Genomic DNA, 16,676 nt, shown 5'->3' on the forward strand with positions numbered 1-16,676 from the left:
ACGCTCGGCGTCCGCCCGGCTGCACGGGACTAGGTTTGTAGCCGTGAGTTCCGCCAGAGTCTTCGTCGCGCGCTTGGCCGGATGCAGTGTCTTCGACCCGGCCGGCGATCGCGTCGGCAAGGTCCGCGACGTGCTCCTGGTCTACCGGCAGAACGACGCCCCGCGGGTGGTCGGCCTGGTGGTCGAGATCCCCGGGCGCCGTCGCGTCTTCGTGTCGATCGGCCGGGTCACCAGCATCGGCAGCGGCCAGATCATCACCACCGGGCTCATCAACGTGCGCCGCTTCGAGCAGCGGGGCGGCGAGGTCCGCGTCATCGCCGAGCTCCTCGGCCGCCGGGTGAGCTTCGTGGACGGCTCCGGTGACGCGGTCGTCGAGGACGTCGCGATCGAGGAGGCCGCTCCCGGCGAGTGGGAGCTCGCGCAGCTCTTCGTCCGCCGGCCCAAGACCAGCCCCTCCCCCTTCGCCAAGGGCGCGACCGCCTTCGCCGGCTGGCGCGAGGTCCGCGAGAGCGTCTCGACCGAGGCGCAGTCCGCCGAGCAGTACGTCGCCAGCCTCTCCGAGCTCAAGCCCGCCGACCTCGCCAGCACGCTCCTCGACCTGCCGCAGCAGCGGATGCTCGAGGTCGCCGGCGAGCTCTCGGACGACCGCCTCGCGGACGTGCTCGAGGAGATGCCCGAGAGCGAGCAGGTCGAGATCCTCGGCCGGCTCGACGACGACCGCGCCGCCGACGTCCTCGACCAGATGCAGCCGGACGACGCGGCCGACCTGATCGCCCAGCTCTCGGAGGAGCGCGGCGAGGCGCTCCTGGAGCTGATGGAGCCCGAGGAGGCGGACGACGTCCGCATGCTCCTCACCTACGCCCCGGAGTCCGCCGGCGGTCTGATGACCACGGAGCCGATCATCGTCTCCTCCGAGGCGACCGTCGCCGAGGGTCTCGCCCTCATCCGCCGCCACGAGCTCGCCCCGGCCCTCGGCGCCGCCGTCTGCGTCACACTGCCGCCCTACGAGCCGCCGACCGGCCGCTTCCTCGGCATGGTGCACTTCCAGCGGATGCTCCGCTACCCGCCGCACGAGCGCCTCGGCACCCTGCTCGACCAGAGCATGGACCCGATCACGCCCGAGACCTCGGCGGCCGAGGTCGCCCGGATCCTGGCCAGCTACAACCTCGTCTCGGTGCCCGTCGTCGACGCGTCCCACCGCCTCGTCGGCGTCGTGACCATCGACGACGTCCTCGACTACCTCCTCCCCGACGACTGGCGCAGCCACGGCGACGACGACGAACCGAGGAGGCCGGTGACGACGGCGACGCAGGGCGTCCCGCTCGTGCCGCCGGCACCCGCGGCGACAGGCAGGACACGACGGGGACGGAGGGGCGCGCGTGGCTAGGGACACCAAGCAGGACCGGCGCCTGGACGCTCCCAAGGGCTTGCGCACCCGCGTCCTCTCGCGGCGGAACCGCCCGAGCAGCGACCGCTTCGGCCGCCTGACCGAGTCGTTCGCCCGCGGCATGGGCACGCCGTGGTTCCTGGTCGGGATGACGATCTTCTGCGTCTTCTGGCTGATGTTCAACACCTACGGGCCCGCGGACGCTCGCTTCGACTCTCAGGCCCTCGGCTTCACGGTGCTGACGCTGATCCTCTCGCTGCAGGCCTCCTACGCCGCGCCGCTCCTGCTGCTCGCGCAGAACCGACAGGACGACCGCGACCGCGTGCAGATCGAGCAGGACCGGCAGCGGGCCGAGCGCAACCTCGCGGACACCGAGTACCTCGCGCGCGAGGTCGTGGCCCTGCGCCTGGCGATCCGCGACATGGCGAGCAAGGACTTCATCCGCTCGGAGCTGCGCGGCCTGCTCGAGGAGCTCGAGAAGGATCGGGCGCAGGAGCCCGAGCGGCGCGATGCCTGACGTCGCCGCCATCGAGACCGCCGTCAGGACGGCGCTGGCCCGGGTCGTCGATCCGGAGATCCGGAAGTCCATCACCGAGCTCGACATGCTCGAGTCGGTCGAGGCGGCCGTCGACGGAGCGGTCCGCGTCGCGATCCGGCTGACCATCGTCGGCTGCCCGGCCGCCTCCGCGATCGAGCGCGACGTGCGCGAGGCCGCGGCCTCGGCTCCCGGAGTCACGGCGGTCGACGTCGTGGTCGGAGTCATGACGCCGGCGCAGCGCACCGCCCTCACCGAACGCCTCCAGGGCGGCCGCCGGAGCATGCCCTTCGGCCCGGACTCGCTCACCCGCGTGTACGCGGTCACCAGCGGCAAGGGCGGCGTCGGCAAGTCGACCGTCACCGCCAACCTCGCGGTCGCCCTCGCTCAGCGGGGTCTCGCGGTCGGCCTCGTGGACGCCGACGTGCACGGCTTCTCCATCCCCGGCCTGCTCGGCCTGATGCACGACGGGCGCGTCGCGGGGCCCACCCGCGTCGGCGAACTGATGCTGCCGCCGGTGGCGCACGGCGTGAAGGTCATCTCGATCGGGATGTTCCTCGAGGGCGACACCCGGGGGGCGGCCGTCTCCTGGCGCGGACCCATGCTGCACCGCACGATCTCCCAGTTCCTCACCGACGTGTACTTCGGCGACCTCGACGTGCTCCTGCTCGACCTGCCTCCCGGCACGGGGGATGTGGCGATCTCCATCGGGCAGCTGCTCCCGCATGCGGAGGTCCTCATCGTCACCACCCCGCAGCCGGCGGCCGCCGACGTGGCCGAGCGCAGCGGCGCGCTCGCCCGCCAATCGGGCCAGCGCATCGTCGGAGTGGTCGAGAACATGTCGGGGCTTCCGCAGCCCGACGGCTCGGTGCTGGAGCTCTTCGGCAGCGGAGGCGGGGCCGAGGTCGCGCGTCGGCTCACTGCGACGGGCGACGAGGTGCCGCTACTCGCGTCGCTGCCGATCTCCGTCGCGCTGCGGGCGGGGGGCGACGAGGGCGTGCCCGTCGTCGTCGGCGATCCGGAGGATCCTGCCGCCCGGGCGATCGACGCCCTGGCGGCGACGCTCGCCGCGCGGCCGCGGGGACTGACCGGCCGTCGTCTTCCGCTCGCCGTCGGCTGACGCCTCCGCGCGGCTTCGTGCGGGCGGCGTCGGTCGAGACGCCCGCCCGACGCTCCTCGCGGAGCAGGGCTCAGGTGGCCTCGGAGTCGATCGGCGGCGGCGCGACGCTCGAGAGCGTGCCGGACGAGACGGAGCGCTGCATCGTCGTGTAGTAGCTGTCCTGCGCGGAGCCGGTGCCGCCCGGCACGACCGGAGCGGCGACAGCGGTGGGCGGCTTCACGGTGGGGGCCGGATCGTCCTCGAGCAGGGCGTCGCGGATGATGCGGCGGGGATCGTACTGGCGCGGGTCGAGCTTCTTCCAGTCGACGTCGTTGAACTCGTCGCCCATCTCGTCCTTGACGCGCTCCCGGGCCTGCGTGGCGAATCCGCGCACCTTGCGCACGAGCTGCCCGAGCTGGGCGGCGTAGTGCGGGAGGCGGTCGGGACCCAGCACGAAGACAGCGATGACCCCGATGATGAGGAGCTTGTCGAACGTCAGACCGAACACGAGGACAACACTAACCCGCCGCGCCTCCCTCGCGGAGCCCGCGCGCCACCGTACCCTGACGATGCCCGGGCGCGATCCGCTCGGTGCACCGATCAGAGGAGCGCCCCCGTGTCCGACAAGGATGCCAACTGGAAGTACGCCGAGGACGCGGTCGTCGAGTCGGAGGCCATCGCCTCGGCCCGCCGGCTCTCGGTCGAGCTGGGCATCGACGCCGTCTCCCCCTCGATCGGAGCGCAGGCCGCGCTGGTCGCCGCCGCGGCGCGCGCGACCTCCATCATCGAGATCGGCACCGGCACCGGAGTGAGCGGCCTGTGGCTGCTCGACGGCGCCCCCGAGGCGATGCTCACCTCGATCGACTCCGAGGCCGTGCACCAGCAGCACGCGCGCGCCCAGTTCCACGAGGCGGGCATCTCGCCCAACCGGCTGCGGCTCATCCCGGGCCGCGCCCTCGAGGTGCTGCCCCGGATGAACGAGAACTCCTACGACATCGTCTTCGTCGACGGCGATCCGCTGCAGGTCATCGAGAACGTCGAGCACGCGCTGCGGCTCGTCCGTCCGGGCGGGACGGTCCTCGTCCCCCACGCGCTCTGGCGCGGACGCGTGGCCAACCCCGCGCAGCGCGACGAGATCGCGACGGCGTTCCGCACGCTGGTGGCCGAGGTCTGCGCCTCCCCCGCCGTGGTCAGCGTGCTCTCGCCGATCGGCGACGGCCTGCTGCAGGCCAACAAGCGCCGCGCCTGACGAGCGCGGCCGACCGAGGAAAGACGGAACGCCCGCCGCACGGTGTGCGACGGGCGTTCACGACGGTGCGGATCAGGCGGGAGACACCACCGACGCGAGCGCGTCGTGCAGCTCTTTCGCCTCTGCATCGTTGACCGAGACGACGAGGCGTCCGCCTCCTTCGAGCGGAACGCGCACGACGATGAGTCGGCCCTCCTTAACAGCCTCCATCGGTCCGTCTCCGGTCCTCGGCTTCATGGCCGCCATAGAGTTCCCCTTTCGTGACGTATCCCCCTATTATCGTGCATCCGCGGGGGTGTTCCGAACCGCGCCCGGAAGTCGGGCGTCAGCCGATCACGGCGGGGACCAGTCGCCCGGGGTGAACACCCAGCACAGCAGCACCCAGACGATCTGCCCGACGATCGATGCGGTCACCACGAACACCCTCAGGAGGGTCGACCGCGGCACCGCGAGCGCCCCGGCCAGCGGGAACATCGGCATCAGGATGCGGAACGTGCTCGACTGCGGGTAGAAGAACGCGAAGAGGTAGATCGCGTAGCCGCCGACCCAGAGCCGCGAGAAGACGTCGAGGCTGCGCGTGGCCCGCGAGAACAGGATCGCCAGGAATCCGAGCACCACCACGACGGTGATGCCCATGCCCGTGATCGGCGAGCCGAACCAGAGGCCTCCCCACCAGCCCCCGCCGGCGAACCAGGAGGTGAAGGGGATGAGCTCGCCCTCGCCGATGAAGACGCTGCGCCAGGCGAGCTCGGTGTCGGTGTACGCGGTGAAGGAGCCGGTCACGGCCCAGGCGATGAGCAGCCAGGCGAACCCCACCGCGAGGGACCAGACCGTGAGGGAGACCGTGAAGGCGAACTCCCGGCGGGCGAACGGCTCGGTGCCGCGCACGTGCCGCCAGACGCGGTAGAGGAAGTAGAGGCCCGTCATCGCCGCGATCGCGAGACCGCTCGGGCGCAGGAGCCCCACGACCAGCACGACGGGGAACGTCCAGATCCACTTCCGGCGCACCAGCAGCAGGAGCAGCACGGCCGTCAGGAGGATGCCGCCGGACTCCGCGTAGCCGATCTGCAGGATCGGGGACGTCGGAGCGACGCAGAAGAAGACGATCCCCATCAGCGCCTGGCCCTCGCTGAGCGAGACGCGGAACAGCCGGTAGATCACCAGGCACGCCGCTGCACTGCAGACCAGGGCGACGAGCACCGCCGCGTTCGCCCAGTCGAGCCCGGTGATGTTCATCAGGCCGCGGACGGTGAACGGGTAGACGGGCATGAACGCCCAGGGGTTCTGCTCCACGGCTCCGGACGGCGAGAGCGGCAGGACCGACGGGTACCCCGTCATCCCGATCCGCTCGTACCAGCCGCCGTCCCACGTCGTCGCGAATCGGACGTAGGTGTCGCGGAGTCCCGTCCACTCGACGCCCTGACGCACGGCGCCGACACGGAGCATGATCACGGTCGTGACGACGCGGGACACGGCGAAGACCAGGAGCACCTGGATCCACCACGGGATCCTCCGGAGCAGACCCCAGCGGGAGCGGGACGGAGAGGCGTCCTCCGTCTCCGGCGCGATCGCGGTGGCGCTCACGCGAGAGGCCCGCGGTCCGTCGAGGAGGCGGAGGCGGTCGTCAGCGGGGAGCGGGCGGGTGTCGCCGCGGCTCGCCGGCGGGTCGGCCGGAGGAGGGGCGACGCGTGTCGCGGCTCACCGGCTGGCGTGAGGGGAGACATTCCGACGAGCATACCCGTGCGGGAGTCGGGAGTCCCCGGAGGAGCACCGCGCCGGGCGGGCGCGCGGCACGATCACGGCGGAGTCCAGTCCGATCCGGCGACGGCCCAGCAGATCGAGATCCAGACGATCTGGCCGCCGATCCCGAGCAGGACCAGCGCGACGCGGAAGACCGGCGAGCGCGGCACCGCCAGCGCTCCGACGAGCGGGAACATCGGGCCCAGCAGCCGGAAGGTGCTCGACTGCGGGAAGAAGAACGCCAGCAGGTAGACGCCGTACCCGGCGACCCAGGCCCGGCTGAAGAGATCGAGCCGCCGTGTCCACGGTGCGGCGAGGATCCCGACGAACGCCGCCAGCAGGAGCACCACCAGCACGACGCCGACGGCCGGAGCACCGAACCACCACGAGCCCCACCAGGCGCCGCCCTGGAACCACGGGGTCAGCGGGAGCAGCTCCTGGTAGCCGATGTAGACCGCACGCCACGCCAGCTCGGTGTCGGTGTACGCGGTCATCGACCCGGTGACGGCCCACGCCACGGCGGGCCAGAGGAAGCCGACCACGAGCCCCCACGCCGTCAGGCCCACGGCCGGCAGCCACTCCGACCGCGGGAACGGCTCCGTGCGGCGCCGGACGAACCGGTAGACGACGTACAGGCCGAGCGCGGCGGCGAAGGCGAGCCCGCTCGGCCGCGTCAGGCCCAGCAGCAGCACGACGGGCACGACCGCGAGCCAGCGCCGCCGCACCAGGAGGAGGAGCGTGACCGCGGTCAGCAGCATCGCCATCGACTCCGCGTAGGCGAGCTGCATCAGCGGCGAGGTCGGCGCCACGCAGAACAGCAGCACCGCCGTCAGCGACTGCGACTCGCCGAGGGAGTGCCGGAAGAGGCGGTACAGGACGAGGCAGGCTCCGGCTCCGCACAGGACGGAGACGGTCACGGCGGCCGGAGCCCAGGTGAGGCCGGTGAGCGCCATCAGCGCCTTCACGACGCCCGGGTAGAGCGGCATGAAGGCCCAGGCGTTCTCCCCCACATGGCCGTCCTGCGTGATCGGCAGGAAGCCGGGGTACCCGGTGGCCGCGATGATCTCGTACCAGCGGCCGTCCCACATCGACGCGAAGGCCGAGTAGGACGGGGAGGGTCCGGTCCACGGGTTCGCGAGCTGGTGCGCGGCGAACTGCAACAGGATCACCGTCGTGACCACGCGGGTCGCGATGTACACCAGGAGGACCCGCGCCCACCACGGGACCAGGCGCAGGCGGAGGCGGAGTCGGACGGGGACGGCCGTGGCGCTCGCGCTCACGAGGACGCGGTCAGCCAGCGGCGGAGGCCCTCGGCGCACTCGGTGATCTCGCGCACCGCCACGCGCTCGTCGTCGGCGTGGGCCCGGAGCGGGTCGCCCGGTCCGTAGTTGACAGCCGGGATGCCCATGGCGGAGAACCGCGCGACGTCGGTCCAGCCGTACTTGGGCTTCGCCTCGGCTCCGACGGCCGCGAGGAAGGCCTGGGCCAGAGGTGCGTCCAGCCCCGGGCGGGCGCCCTCGGCCAGATCGTCCACCGTCACCTCGAACCCCTCGAAGAGCTCCTCGAGGTGGGCGAGCGCCTCCTCCCCGGACCGGTCGGGGGCGAAGCGGTAGTTGACCTGCACCGTGCAGAGGTCCGGGATCACGTTGCCCGCGACCCCGCCGGTGACGCGCACGGCGTTGACGCCCTCGCGGTACACGAGGCCCTCGACCTCGACCTCGCGCGGCACGTAGGCGGCGAGGCGGTCGAGGATCGGCGCCGCCGCGTGGATCGCGTTCTCGCCGACCCAGCTGCGGGCGGAGTGGGCGCGGACGCCGCGGGTGACCACGTCGACCCGGAGCGTCCCGTTGCAGCCGCCCTCCACTGCTCCGCTCGTCGGCTCGCCGAGCACGGCGAAGTCGGCGGAGAAGAGGTCGGGGCGGTGCCGGGAGAGACGGCCGAGGCCGTTGAGGTCCGCTGCGACCTCCTCGTTGTCGTACCACATCCAGGTGATGTCGACGGCCGGATCGGAGAGCTCGGCGGCGAGGACGAGCTGCACCGCCACTCCGGCCTTCATGTCGACGGTCCCGCGGCCGACCAGGTGCTCGACGCCGTCGATCGTCTCGGCGACGACGGGCAGGTTGCCGTTGACCGGCACCGTGTCGAGGTGCCCGGCGATCACGACGCGCTGGGCGAGGCCGAGGTTCGTCCGCGCCACGACGGTGTGGCCGTCGCGGATGACCTCGAGGTGGTCGTACTGCTCGAGCGCCCACTGCACCGCGTCCGCGATCTCGAGCTCGTCGCCCGAGACGGACGGGATGTCGCAGAGGATCCGCGTCAGAGCGACCGGATCGGTGCGCAGATCGAGCGGAGGGGCGGTGGTCGGATCGGCCATGCGCCCCAGGGTAGCGGCCGGACGCTCCGCGCTACCCTGATCGGCATGACCCTCGAGCACTCCGCAGACTCCTCCGCGCCCGCCTCCGCCTGGGGCTACGGGCTCGCCACCGTGGCCGTCGACGGCACCGTCCTCGACACCTGGTTCCCGGAGCCGCGCCTCGGCACCATCCCGGCCGGCCGCGACCCCTGGATCGTGCCGGCGGAGTTCGAGGAGCAGGCCGGCGAGGATCCTCGCCGCGAGGTCCGCATCGACGTGGTCACGCTGCAGATCGACGTGCAGGCGCCGCCCGCCTCCACGTCCGACGCCTACCTGCGGCTGCACCTGCTCTCGCACCTCCTGATCCGCCCGAACGAGGTGAACCTCGACGGCGTCTTCGCCCACCTGCCGAACGTGGTGTGGACGAACGCCGGTCCGGTCTCGCCGGAGTCGTTCACCCGCCTGCGGCCCTCGCTCCGGCGCCACGGCATCCAGGCCACCGGCATCGACAAGTTCCCGCGGCTGACCGACTACGTCACCCCCGCGAAGGTGCGCATCGCAGACACCTCGCGCGTCCGCCTCGGCGCGCACCTGGCACCCGGCACGACGGTGATGCACGAGGGCTTCGTCAACTTCAACGCCGGGACTCTCGGCAGCTCGATGGTCGAGGGGCGCATCTCGCAGGGCGTCGTGGTCGGCGACGGCTCGGACATCGGCGGCGGCGCCTCCATCATGGGCACCCTCTCGGGCGGAGGAGTGCAGCGCGTCTCGATCGGCGCGCGGGCGCTGCTGGGTGCGAACTCGGGCATCGGCATCTCCCTCGGCGACGACACCGTCGTCGAGGCCGGCCTCTACGTGACCGCCGGCACCAAGGTCGTCGTGGTCGGCGGAGCGCCGCGCGCCGACGGCGCCCCGCAGACCGTGAAGGCCGTGCAGCTCTCGGGCGTGCCGAACCTGCTCTTCCGCCGCAACTCACTCACCGGAGCTGTCGAGGTCCTCCCCCGCACCGGCGCCGGCATCGAGCTGAACGCCGCCCTGCACGCCTGAGGACGGGCGTCCCGCGCCGCCGGGCCCAGCAGGCGGCACCCCGGGACGAACCGTGCTGATCGAGTCCGCGGCGACCACACCGCTCTGCGTCCCGCCTCGGAGAAGAGGTGCGAGCCTCGGACGGCTGATGAGAGGCGGGTGCGCCGCACAGCGAGAGCCCGCCCCCGGCGGGGACGGGCTCTCGGGGACCGGTCAGCGGTCGGTCGGCCAGTGGCGCTCGGGCGAGCCCATGTAGAGCTGCTGCGGGCGGCCGATCTTGGTCTGCTTGTCGGTGTTCATCTCGCGCCAGTGGGCGATCCAGCCGGGCAGGCGGCCGATCGCGAAGAGCACGGTGAACATCCGGGTCGGGAAGCCCATCGCCTTGTAGATGACGCCCGTGTAGAAGTCGACGTTCGGGTAGAGACGCCGCTCCTTGAAGTAGTCGTCCTCGAGAGCGAGGGCCTCGAGCTCCATCGCGATGTCGAGCAGCGGGTCCTTCACGCCGAGGGCCTGCAGGACCTCGGAGGCGCTCTCCTTGACCAGCTTCGCGCGCGGGTCGTAGTTCTTGTACACCCGGTGGCCGAAGCCCATCAGGCGCACGCCCTCCTCCTTGTTCTTCACCCGCTCGACGAACGTCGACACGCTCTCGCCCGACTCGCGGATCCGGCCGAGCATGGTGAGCACCGCCTCGTTCGCTCCGCCGTGCAGAGGGCCGAACAGGGCGTTGATGCCGGCCGAGACGGAGGCGTAGAGGTTCGCCTCGGTGGAGCCGACGAGGCGGACGGTCGACGTCGACGCGTTCTGCTCGTGGTCCTCGTGGAGGATCAGGAGGCGGTCGAGCGCCTTCGAGAGCACCGGGTCGACCTGGTACTGCTCGGCCATCGTGCCGAAGTTGAGGCGGAGGAAGTTGTCGACGAAGCTCAGCGAGTTGTCCGGGTAGAGGAACGCCTGGCCGATCGCCTTCTTGTGGGCGTACGCCGCCATCACGGGCAGCTTCGCCAGGAGGCGGATCGTGGTGAGCTCCACCGCCTCCGGATCCTTCGGGTTGGAGCTGTCCTCGTAGTACGTCGACAGGGCCGAGACCCCGGCCGAGAGCACCGACATGGGGTGCGCGCTGTGCGGGAGCGCGTCGAAGAAGCGCTTGAGGTCCTCGTGGAGGAGCGTGTGGCGGCGGATGCGCTCGTCGAAGCCCGCGAGCTCGTCGGCCGTCGGCAGCTCGCCGTAGATGAGGAGCCAGGCCACCTCGAGGTAGGTCGCGTTGGTGGCCACCTCCTCGATCGGGTAGCCGCGGTAGCGGAGGATCCCCTGGTCGCCGTCGATGTAGGTGATCTGCGACTTGGTCGCCGCCGTGTTCACGAAGCCGTAGTCGAGCGACATGAAGCCGGTCTGCTTCGACAGGGTCGAGAAGTCGATGCTCGAGGAGCCGTCGACGCTGCGCAGGACCGGGAAGTCCGCGGTGCGGTCGCCGAAGGTGAGCGTGACCTTCTCGGGGAGCTCCTGCTCCGCCGGCGCGGGAGGCGGCGTCGTGGCGCTCCCGGTCGCGGGCTCCGTGGAGCCCACCGTCGCGGTTCCGTCGCTCTGCGTGCCGGATTCGGTCACAACGCCTCCCAGGTCGTCGCGGTCGCACCCCGGAAGCGCTCGCGCGGAGCGGGCGGCGCCGGGTCTGGATCGTGGTGCAGCCGGGGCCTCGCGAGGCGACGTCGACCGAACCACATACAGCCTATGGGCAAAGCGGGGGCACTGTGACATCGCCCAGCGCTGGGGCCGGGGCCTTGTCGGAACCCGCCAGGATCGGCCGGGTCGAGCGCCTCAGAGGCCGCCGGACAGGCGCTCGACGGCCGCGTCGATCCGCTCGTCGGAGGCCGTCAGCGAGAGGCGCACGTGCTCGGGGAAGCCCTCCCCGTAGAAGACGCCGGGGCCCGCGAGGACGCCGAGGCGGGCGAGCCGGTCGATGGACTCCCAGGCCGCGCGGCCCTCGGTCGCCCACAGGTAGAGGCCGGCCTCGCTGCGGTCGATCCGGAAGCCCGCGGACTCGAGGGCGGGCCGGAGGCGGTCGCGGCGGGAGCGGTAGCGCTCCTTCTGCGCGGCGACGTGCTCGTCGTCGGCGAGGGCGACGATCATCGCCTCCTGCAGCGGACCGGGCACGATCATGCCCGCGTGCTTGCGGACGGTCACCAGGCGCGCGATCAGGGCCGCGTCCCCGGCGACGAAGGCGGCGCGGTAGCCGGCGAGGTTCGACTGCTTGCTCAGCGAGTAGACGCCGAGGACCCCGGTGCGGTCCTCGCCCACCACGCGCGGGTCGAGGACGCTCGGGATCGGCTCGTCGGCCCAGCGGCCGTCCCAGCCGAGCTCGGCGTAGCACTCGTCCCCCGAGATCACGGCCCCCAGCTCACGGGCACGCGCGACGGCGCGCTGCAGGGCGGGCACGTCGAGCACGGCGCCATCGGGGTTGCCGGGAGAGTTGAGCCAGACCAGGCGGGTCGTCGCGGGCCATTCGGCCGGGTCGTCGGAGGCGAGCGCCTCGGCGCCGGCGATCGCCGCGCCCATCGCGTACGTCGGGTAGGCGGCGCGCGGATGCACGACCACGTCCCCCTCCCCGAGTCCGAGGAGGAAGGGCAGCCAGGCGACGAGCTCCTTGGAGCCGATCGTCGGCAGGACCTCGTCGATCCCGAGGCCCTCGACTCCGCGCCGCCGCGCGTACCAGGCGGCGATCGCCTCGCGCAGAGCGGGGGTGCCCACAGTCGTGGGGTACGCGTGCGAGTCCGTCGCGCGGGCGAGCGCGTCGCCGATCGGGGCGGGCGTCGGGTCCACCGGCGAGCCGATCGACAGGTCGACGATCCCGCCGGGGTGCTCCGCCGCCGTGCGGGCGAAGGGCGCCATCAGGTCCCAGGGGTAGTCGGGCAGCGCGCCGAGGGCCACGGGAGCGGCCTCAGTGGCTCTGCGGAGGCAGCGCCGCGATGACCGGGTGGTCCTTCGCGATCACGCCGACCTTGGCGGCTCCACCCGGGGAGCCGATCTCGTCGAAGAACTCGACGTTGGCCTTGTAGTAGTCGGACCACTCCTCGGGGAGGTCGTCCTCGTAGTAGATCGCCTCGACGGGGCAGACCGGCTCGCAGGCACCGCAGTCCACGCACTCGTCCGGGTGGATGTAGAGCGAGCGCTCGCCTTCGTAGATGCAGTCGACCGGGCACTCGTCGATGCAGGCGCGGTCTTTGACATCGACGCACGGAAGTGCGATCACGTAGGTCACGGTGCTCCAGGTCCCTTCGAACAGTGTCTCTATCGTACGGGGGCCGACGGGGCGTCGGCGTCCGCCGGCCGCGGGGCGGCGGCGGGAGCGGCCGCCCGCAGCCGCGGCCAGGCGATCACGACGAGGGCGATGAGGGCGGGGAGGAAGGTCCAGGCCACGCCGAGGCCGTTCGCCGGGACGAGGACGGATCCGCCCGTGCTGCGCAGGGCGAGCAGCCCGATCATCCCGAGCAGGCCCATCGCGGTGCAGAACGCGACGAACCGGTCGATGAGCACGAGGCGCAGCCCGAGCAGGAGCAGCAGCACGCCGGCGAGGGAGGCGGCGAGGCCGACCGGGAGGACGACACCGCCGACCGACACGGTGCTCTGATGGGCGACGGTCGTGATCGCTCCGACCACCGCGCCGACCAGGACTCCGGCGACGCCCGACAGCACCCGCGATCCCAGCGTCGGACGCTCCTCCGGCAGCGGCGCCGGACGCCCCGCCTGCGCGACCGGGCGGAAGCGCTCGATGCGGCCGATGGGGAACGGCGGACCGCTCGAGAGCCGGGCCTCGTCGCCCTCGACCACCAGCTGCGTCGCGTGCGCCTCGAGGGCCGCGCGCTTGCGGGCGTGGTCCTCGGCGGACAGCTCGATCACGACGTCCCCGGGGAGGGGCGGGGCCGCGTCGGGGAGGACGGCGAGGAAGCGCAGGCCCAGCAGCTCGGCGGCGCGCTCGGCGACCCGGGCGGTGCGGACGTGGTCCGGGTGGCCGTAGCCGCCGCCCGCGTCGTAGGACAGCACGACGCCCGCGTCGACCTGCCGGAGGACGGCGACGAGATCCGCCACCTCCTCGTCCTCGGGCGCGGCGGTGAAGGACGCGGGATGCACCGGCTCGAGCGGCACCGGGACGCGGCCGGGCCCCCACTGCATGCCGGAGTCCCGGTAGACGCGCGGAGCGAGGCCGGGTGCGCGGGCGCCGGCCTCGCCGAGGAAGCGGTGGTCGGCGACGCCGAGGGCCGTCAGGGCGACGACGAGCTCGGTCGTCCGGTGCGCGGCCAGCTCGGCCGAGCCCTCGAGCGGAGCGAGGTCCTCGGGGATGACCTCGCCGCACTCGCCCCGCGTGGCGGTGACGACGGTGACGGAGGCGCCCTGCGCCACCAGCCGCGCCAGGGTCCCGCCCATGGTGATCGTCTCGTCGTCGGGGTGGGCGTGCACCGCCACCACCCGCTCCGCTGCTGCGTCCCGGCCCGCGTCCACTCTCCGCCTCTCGTCCTGCGCGGCCTCCGCTGCGGGCGCTTCTGGACAGCGACCGGGCAGCGGACTACAGTCGACTCGGGTTAGGCAAGGCTTACCGAACAACGGAGCCCCGCCGACCGGATCGACTCGGGGCGGGAGTCGCCCCCTCCTCGTCCACCATCGACCAAGAGAACACGCGTGCTCGCAAACTACCTCATCGGCCTCCGCGAAGGCCTCGAAGCCGGCCTCGTGGTCGGCATCCTCGTGGCCTACCTGACCAAGCTCGGCCGGCGCGACGTGCTGCCGCGGCTCTGGACCGGCATCGCCGCCGCGATCGCGATCTCGCTCGTCACCGGTGCGATCCTCACCTGGGGCCCCTCGACCCTGTCGTTCCAGGCTCAGGAGCTCATCGGCGGCGGCCTCTCGATCCTCGCGGTCGGCCTGGTCACCTGGATGATCTTCTGGATGGGCGCGAACGCCCGCAGCCTCAAGGGCGACCTCGAGTCCCGGCTCGACGGCGCCGTCGCGGGTTCGGCCCTCGGCATCGTGGTCCTCGGCTTCATCAGCGTCGGCCGCGAGGGCATCGAGACGGCGCTCTTCGTCTGGGCGAGCGTGTCCTCGAGCAGTGCGGGGTCGGGATCCAGCGCGTGGGTCGGCACGGTCGGCGCGCTGCTGGGCATCCTCAGCTCGGTCGTCATCGCGTACCTGATCTTCCGGGGCTTCGTCCGGATCGACCTCGGGCGCTTCTTCACCTGGACGGGCGGCTTCCTCATCCTCGTCGCGGCCGGCGTCCTCTCCTACGGCGTCGGCGACCTGCAGGAGGCGTCGCTCCTGCCCGGCTGGGGCACCCCGCTGTTCTCGCTCGGCCCGATCCTCCCGCCGCCCGTGACCGCGGTGGTCGGCGGCCTCTTCAACTACACGCCCGAGCCGACCGCTCTGCAGTTCGCCGCCTGGCTGCTCTACCTCGTCGTCGTCGGTGCCCTGTTCGTCCGCCAGGTCCGCCTGCGCGGCCCGCGACGGGGCAGCGCGGCCCCGGTCGCCGCTCCCGCTCCCACCTCCGTCTGACCCGCTCCGGCACCGCCGGCGCACTCGCCCCGATCCAGGAGAAGCATGTCCTCGCGCGCTCGTCCCACCCTCCCCCGCGTCACCCTCGGCCTCGCCGGAGCCGGCGCCCTGGCGCTGATCCTCACGGGCTGCGTGCCGAACACCCCCGCGTCCTCCTCCTCCGCCGCGCTCGACGTCGCGATCAGGGACGACGCCTGCGAGGTGTCGACGGCGACCGCCGAGGCGGGAGCGGTGACGTTCTCACTGACCAACGGCGGCTCGGACGTCAACGAGTTCGAGATCCTGGCCGAGGACAAGCTGCGGATCGTGGGCGAGAAGGAGAACGTGACCCCGGGTCAGAGCGTCTCCTACGTCGCTCAGCTCGAGCCGGGCACCTACTACACCGCCTGCAAGTTCCAGCAGGTCGGCGCCCCGGTCGGGCTGAGCGAGTTCACCGTGACCGGTGAGGCCACCGCGCAGTCGGCGGACGAGAAGGCGGCGACGGAGGCGGCGGTCACCAACTACGTGGCGTACGTGAAGTCGCAGGTGGGCGAGCTGCTCCCCGCGGTCGCCGAGTTCGCGCAGGCCTACGAGGCAGGCGACGACGAGAAGGCGCGCGGCCTCTTCGCGTCGACCCGCGTCTTCTACGAACGGATCGAGCCGACCGCGGAGGCGTTCGGCGACCTCGACCCGCGCATCGACTACCGCGAGGTCGACGCCGTCGCCGAGGGCCTGGACTGGACCGGCTTCCACCGCATCGAGAAGGACCTGTGGGCCCCCGCGGAGGGTGCCCTCAACTCCGACGGCACGAGCGCGCTCCTCGACTGGGCGCCCTCCACCCCCGAGCAGCGCGCCCAGTTCGGCCAGGGCCTCGTCGACGACGTGCAGAGCCTGGCCGACCTCGTGAACGCGTCCGGCTTCACCGTCTCGGTGGGCGACATCTCGAACGGCGCCATCGGCCTGCTCGACGAGGTCGCGGCCGGCAAGATCACGGGCGAGGAGGACTGGTGGTCGAGCACTGACCTCACCGACTTCGCCGCGAACGTCCAGGGCGCGGAGGTGGCGTTCGGCAACGTCGAGCCGATCGCGACCGCCAGCGGCGACGAGGGCGCCGACCTCACCGGACGGATCACGCAGCGGTTCTCCGAGCTCGACGCTCTGCTCGCGCAGTACGGCTCGATCGACTCCGGCTTCGCCGCGTACTCCACTCTCACCGCGGAGCAGAAGAAGGAGCTCTCGGACGCGGTCAACGCTCTCTCCGAGCCGCTCTCGCAGCTGACCCACACGGTGCTGGGCGTCGAGGAGCCGACCGCATAGTGGACGCCGAGCAGCACGAGGGAGCCCGGCCGACGGAGTCCGAGCAGCCCGCCGACGAACCCCGCCGCCTCTCGCGGCGCGGGCTGCTCGGCCTCGTCTCGGCGGGGACGGCCGGGCTGGCCGCCGGAGTGGGCGGCACGGTGGCCGTCACATCGTCCGCGAGCGCGACAGCCTCCTCCGCCCCGCGCACCGTGCCGTTCTTCGGCGCGAACCAGGCGGGCATCACCACCGCCGCGCAGGACCGGCTGCACTTCGCCGCGTTCGACCTCGCCGCGGGCACCACGCGCGAGGACCTCGTCGAGCTCCTGAAGGACTGGACGCTCGCCGCCTCCCGGATGACCCAGGGCCTCGAGGTCGGCGAGAACGGCGCGGTGGACGGGCCGGACACGGCTCCCCCGGAGGACACCGGAGAGGCGCTCGGGCTCGACGCCGCGTCCCTCACCGTCACGGTCGGCTTCG

At 72.4% G+C, this 16,676-nt stretch carries 17 protein-coding genes; 8 read left to right on the top strand and 9 right to left on the bottom strand.

The features are described from left to right. The first annotated feature begins 43 nt into the window (after positions 1-43). The 3 genes from C5C74_RS04645 to C5C74_RS04655 are packed head-to-tail and all read left to right on the top strand — an operon-like array spanning position 44 to position 3,042. On the top strand, positions 44-1,387 hold the full coding sequence (locus C5C74_RS04645) for a magnesium transporter MgtE N-terminal domain-containing protein (protein WP_104319105.1): 1,344 nt from the start codon (positions 44-46) through the stop codon (positions 1,385-1,387). After that, positions 1,380-1,904, top strand: a complete 525-nt coding sequence (locus tag C5C74_RS04650) for a DUF1003 domain-containing protein (RefSeq protein ID WP_104222991.1) — start codon at positions 1,380-1,382, stop codon at positions 1,902-1,904. Before C5C74_RS04645 ends, C5C74_RS04650 begins: the two co-directional genes overlap by 8 nt. Further along, positions 1,897-3,042 carry an Mrp/NBP35 family ATP-binding protein gene (locus C5C74_RS04655; protein WP_104319104.1) on the top strand — a complete coding sequence of 382 codons (1,146 nt, stop codon included), beginning with the start codon at positions 1,897-1,899 and terminating at the stop codon, positions 3,040-3,042. Before C5C74_RS04650 ends, C5C74_RS04655 begins: the two co-directional genes overlap by 8 nt. Before the next feature lie 70 nt (positions 3,043-3,112). On the opposite strand, the gene C5C74_RS04660 is transcribed toward C5C74_RS04655, so the two are convergent. Further along, positions 3,113-3,529, bottom strand: a complete 417-nt coding sequence (locus tag C5C74_RS04660; RefSeq protein WP_146076468.1) for a twin-arginine translocase TatA/TatE family subunit — start codon at positions 3,527-3,529, stop codon at positions 3,113-3,115. 108 nt (positions 3,530-3,637) lie between these two features. On the opposite strand from C5C74_RS04660, the gene C5C74_RS04665 reads away from it, so the two are divergent. After that, positions 3,638-4,270: an O-methyltransferase gene (locus tag C5C74_RS04665; protein WP_104222989.1), complete on the top strand. Its 633-nt coding sequence runs from the start codon at positions 3,638-3,640 to the stop codon at positions 4,268-4,270. A gap of 72 nt (positions 4,271-4,342) precedes the next feature. Here C5C74_RS04665 and C5C74_RS04670 read toward each other — a convergent pair whose 3' ends face one another. From C5C74_RS04670 to dapE, 4 genes are all read right to left on the bottom strand, one after another. Further along, the gene (locus C5C74_RS04670; RefSeq protein WP_068208299.1) at positions 4,343-4,516 is read right to left on the bottom strand and encodes a DUF3117 domain-containing protein; all 174 of its coding nucleotides are present in this window, start codon (positions 4,514-4,516) and stop codon (positions 4,343-4,345) included. A gap of 87 nt (positions 4,517-4,603) precedes the next feature. Continuing rightward, positions 4,604-5,854, bottom strand: a complete 1,251-nt coding sequence (locus tag C5C74_RS04675; protein WP_104319103.1) for a hypothetical protein — start codon at positions 5,852-5,854, stop codon at positions 4,604-4,606. A 212-nt stretch (positions 5,855-6,066) separates the two neighbouring features. Continuing rightward, complete coding sequence (locus C5C74_RS04680; RefSeq protein ID WP_258059271.1) at positions 6,067-7,290, bottom strand: hypothetical protein; 1,224 nt, start codon at positions 7,288-7,290, stop codon at positions 6,067-6,069. Next, entirely contained in the window at positions 7,287-8,384 is a 1,098-nt protein-coding gene (gene dapE / locus C5C74_RS04685) for a succinyl-diaminopimelate desuccinylase (RefSeq protein WP_104225552.1), read from the bottom strand. Before dapE ends, C5C74_RS04680 begins: the two co-directional genes overlap by 4 nt. A gap of 45 nt (positions 8,385-8,429) precedes the next feature. Here dapE and dapD point away from each other — a divergent pair, with 45 nt between their 5' ends. After that, positions 8,430-9,410 (top strand): 2,3,4,5-tetrahydropyridine-2,6-dicarboxylate N-succinyltransferase, encoded by a 981-nt coding sequence (dapD, locus tag C5C74_RS04690; protein WP_104351064.1) that lies wholly within the window; start codon positions 8,430-8,432, stop codon positions 9,408-9,410. A gap of 192 nt (positions 9,411-9,602) precedes the next feature. Here dapD and C5C74_RS04695 read toward each other — a convergent pair whose 3' ends face one another. The 4 genes from C5C74_RS04695 to C5C74_RS04710 form a co-directional block, all read right to left on the bottom strand. Further along, positions 9,603-10,988 carry a citrate synthase gene (locus tag C5C74_RS04695; RefSeq protein ID WP_258059270.1) on the bottom strand — a complete coding sequence of 462 codons (1,386 nt, stop codon included), beginning with the start codon at positions 10,986-10,988 and terminating at the stop codon, positions 9,603-9,605. A gap of 210 nt (positions 10,989-11,198) precedes the next feature. After that, positions 11,199-12,308 carry a succinyldiaminopimelate transaminase gene (gene dapC / locus C5C74_RS04700; protein ID WP_104319102.1) on the bottom strand — a complete coding sequence of 370 codons (1,110 nt, stop codon included), beginning with the start codon at positions 12,306-12,308 and terminating at the stop codon, positions 11,199-11,201. A gap of 10 nt (positions 12,309-12,318) precedes the next feature. After that, a complete protein-coding gene (gene fdxA, locus C5C74_RS04705) occupies positions 12,319-12,639 on the bottom strand; it encodes a ferredoxin (protein WP_104222984.1) in 321 nt (106 codons plus the stop codon). A 29-nt stretch (positions 12,640-12,668) separates the two neighbouring features. After that, positions 12,669-13,877: a PIG-L family deacetylase gene (locus C5C74_RS04710; RefSeq protein ID WP_146076874.1), complete on the bottom strand. Its 1,209-nt coding sequence runs from the start codon at positions 13,875-13,877 to the stop codon at positions 12,669-12,671. 177 nt (positions 13,878-14,054) lie between these two features. Between C5C74_RS04710 and efeU the strand changes: the two genes are divergently transcribed. The 3 genes from efeU to C5C74_RS04725 form a co-directional block, all read left to right on the top strand. After that, positions 14,055-14,921 (top strand): iron uptake transporter permease EfeU, encoded by an 867-nt coding sequence (gene efeU, locus C5C74_RS04715; RefSeq protein WP_104232741.1) that lies wholly within the window; start codon positions 14,055-14,057, stop codon positions 14,919-14,921. A 45-nt stretch (positions 14,922-14,966) separates the two neighbouring features. Next, complete coding sequence (gene efeO / locus C5C74_RS04720; protein WP_104249553.1) at positions 14,967-16,217, top strand: iron uptake system protein EfeO; 1,251 nt, start codon at positions 14,967-14,969, stop codon at positions 16,215-16,217. Next, a partial coding sequence (locus C5C74_RS04725; RefSeq protein ID WP_181134645.1) for a Dyp-type peroxidase domain-containing protein occupies positions 16,217-16,676 on the top strand: 460 nt, incomplete at its 3' end. The genes efeO and C5C74_RS04725, both read left to right, overlap by 1 nt.

Source organism: Rathayibacter sp. AY1E8 (genome assembly GCF_002931415.1).
Taxonomy (GTDB): Bacteria; Actinomycetota; Actinomycetes; order Actinomycetales; family Microbacteriaceae; genus Rathayibacter.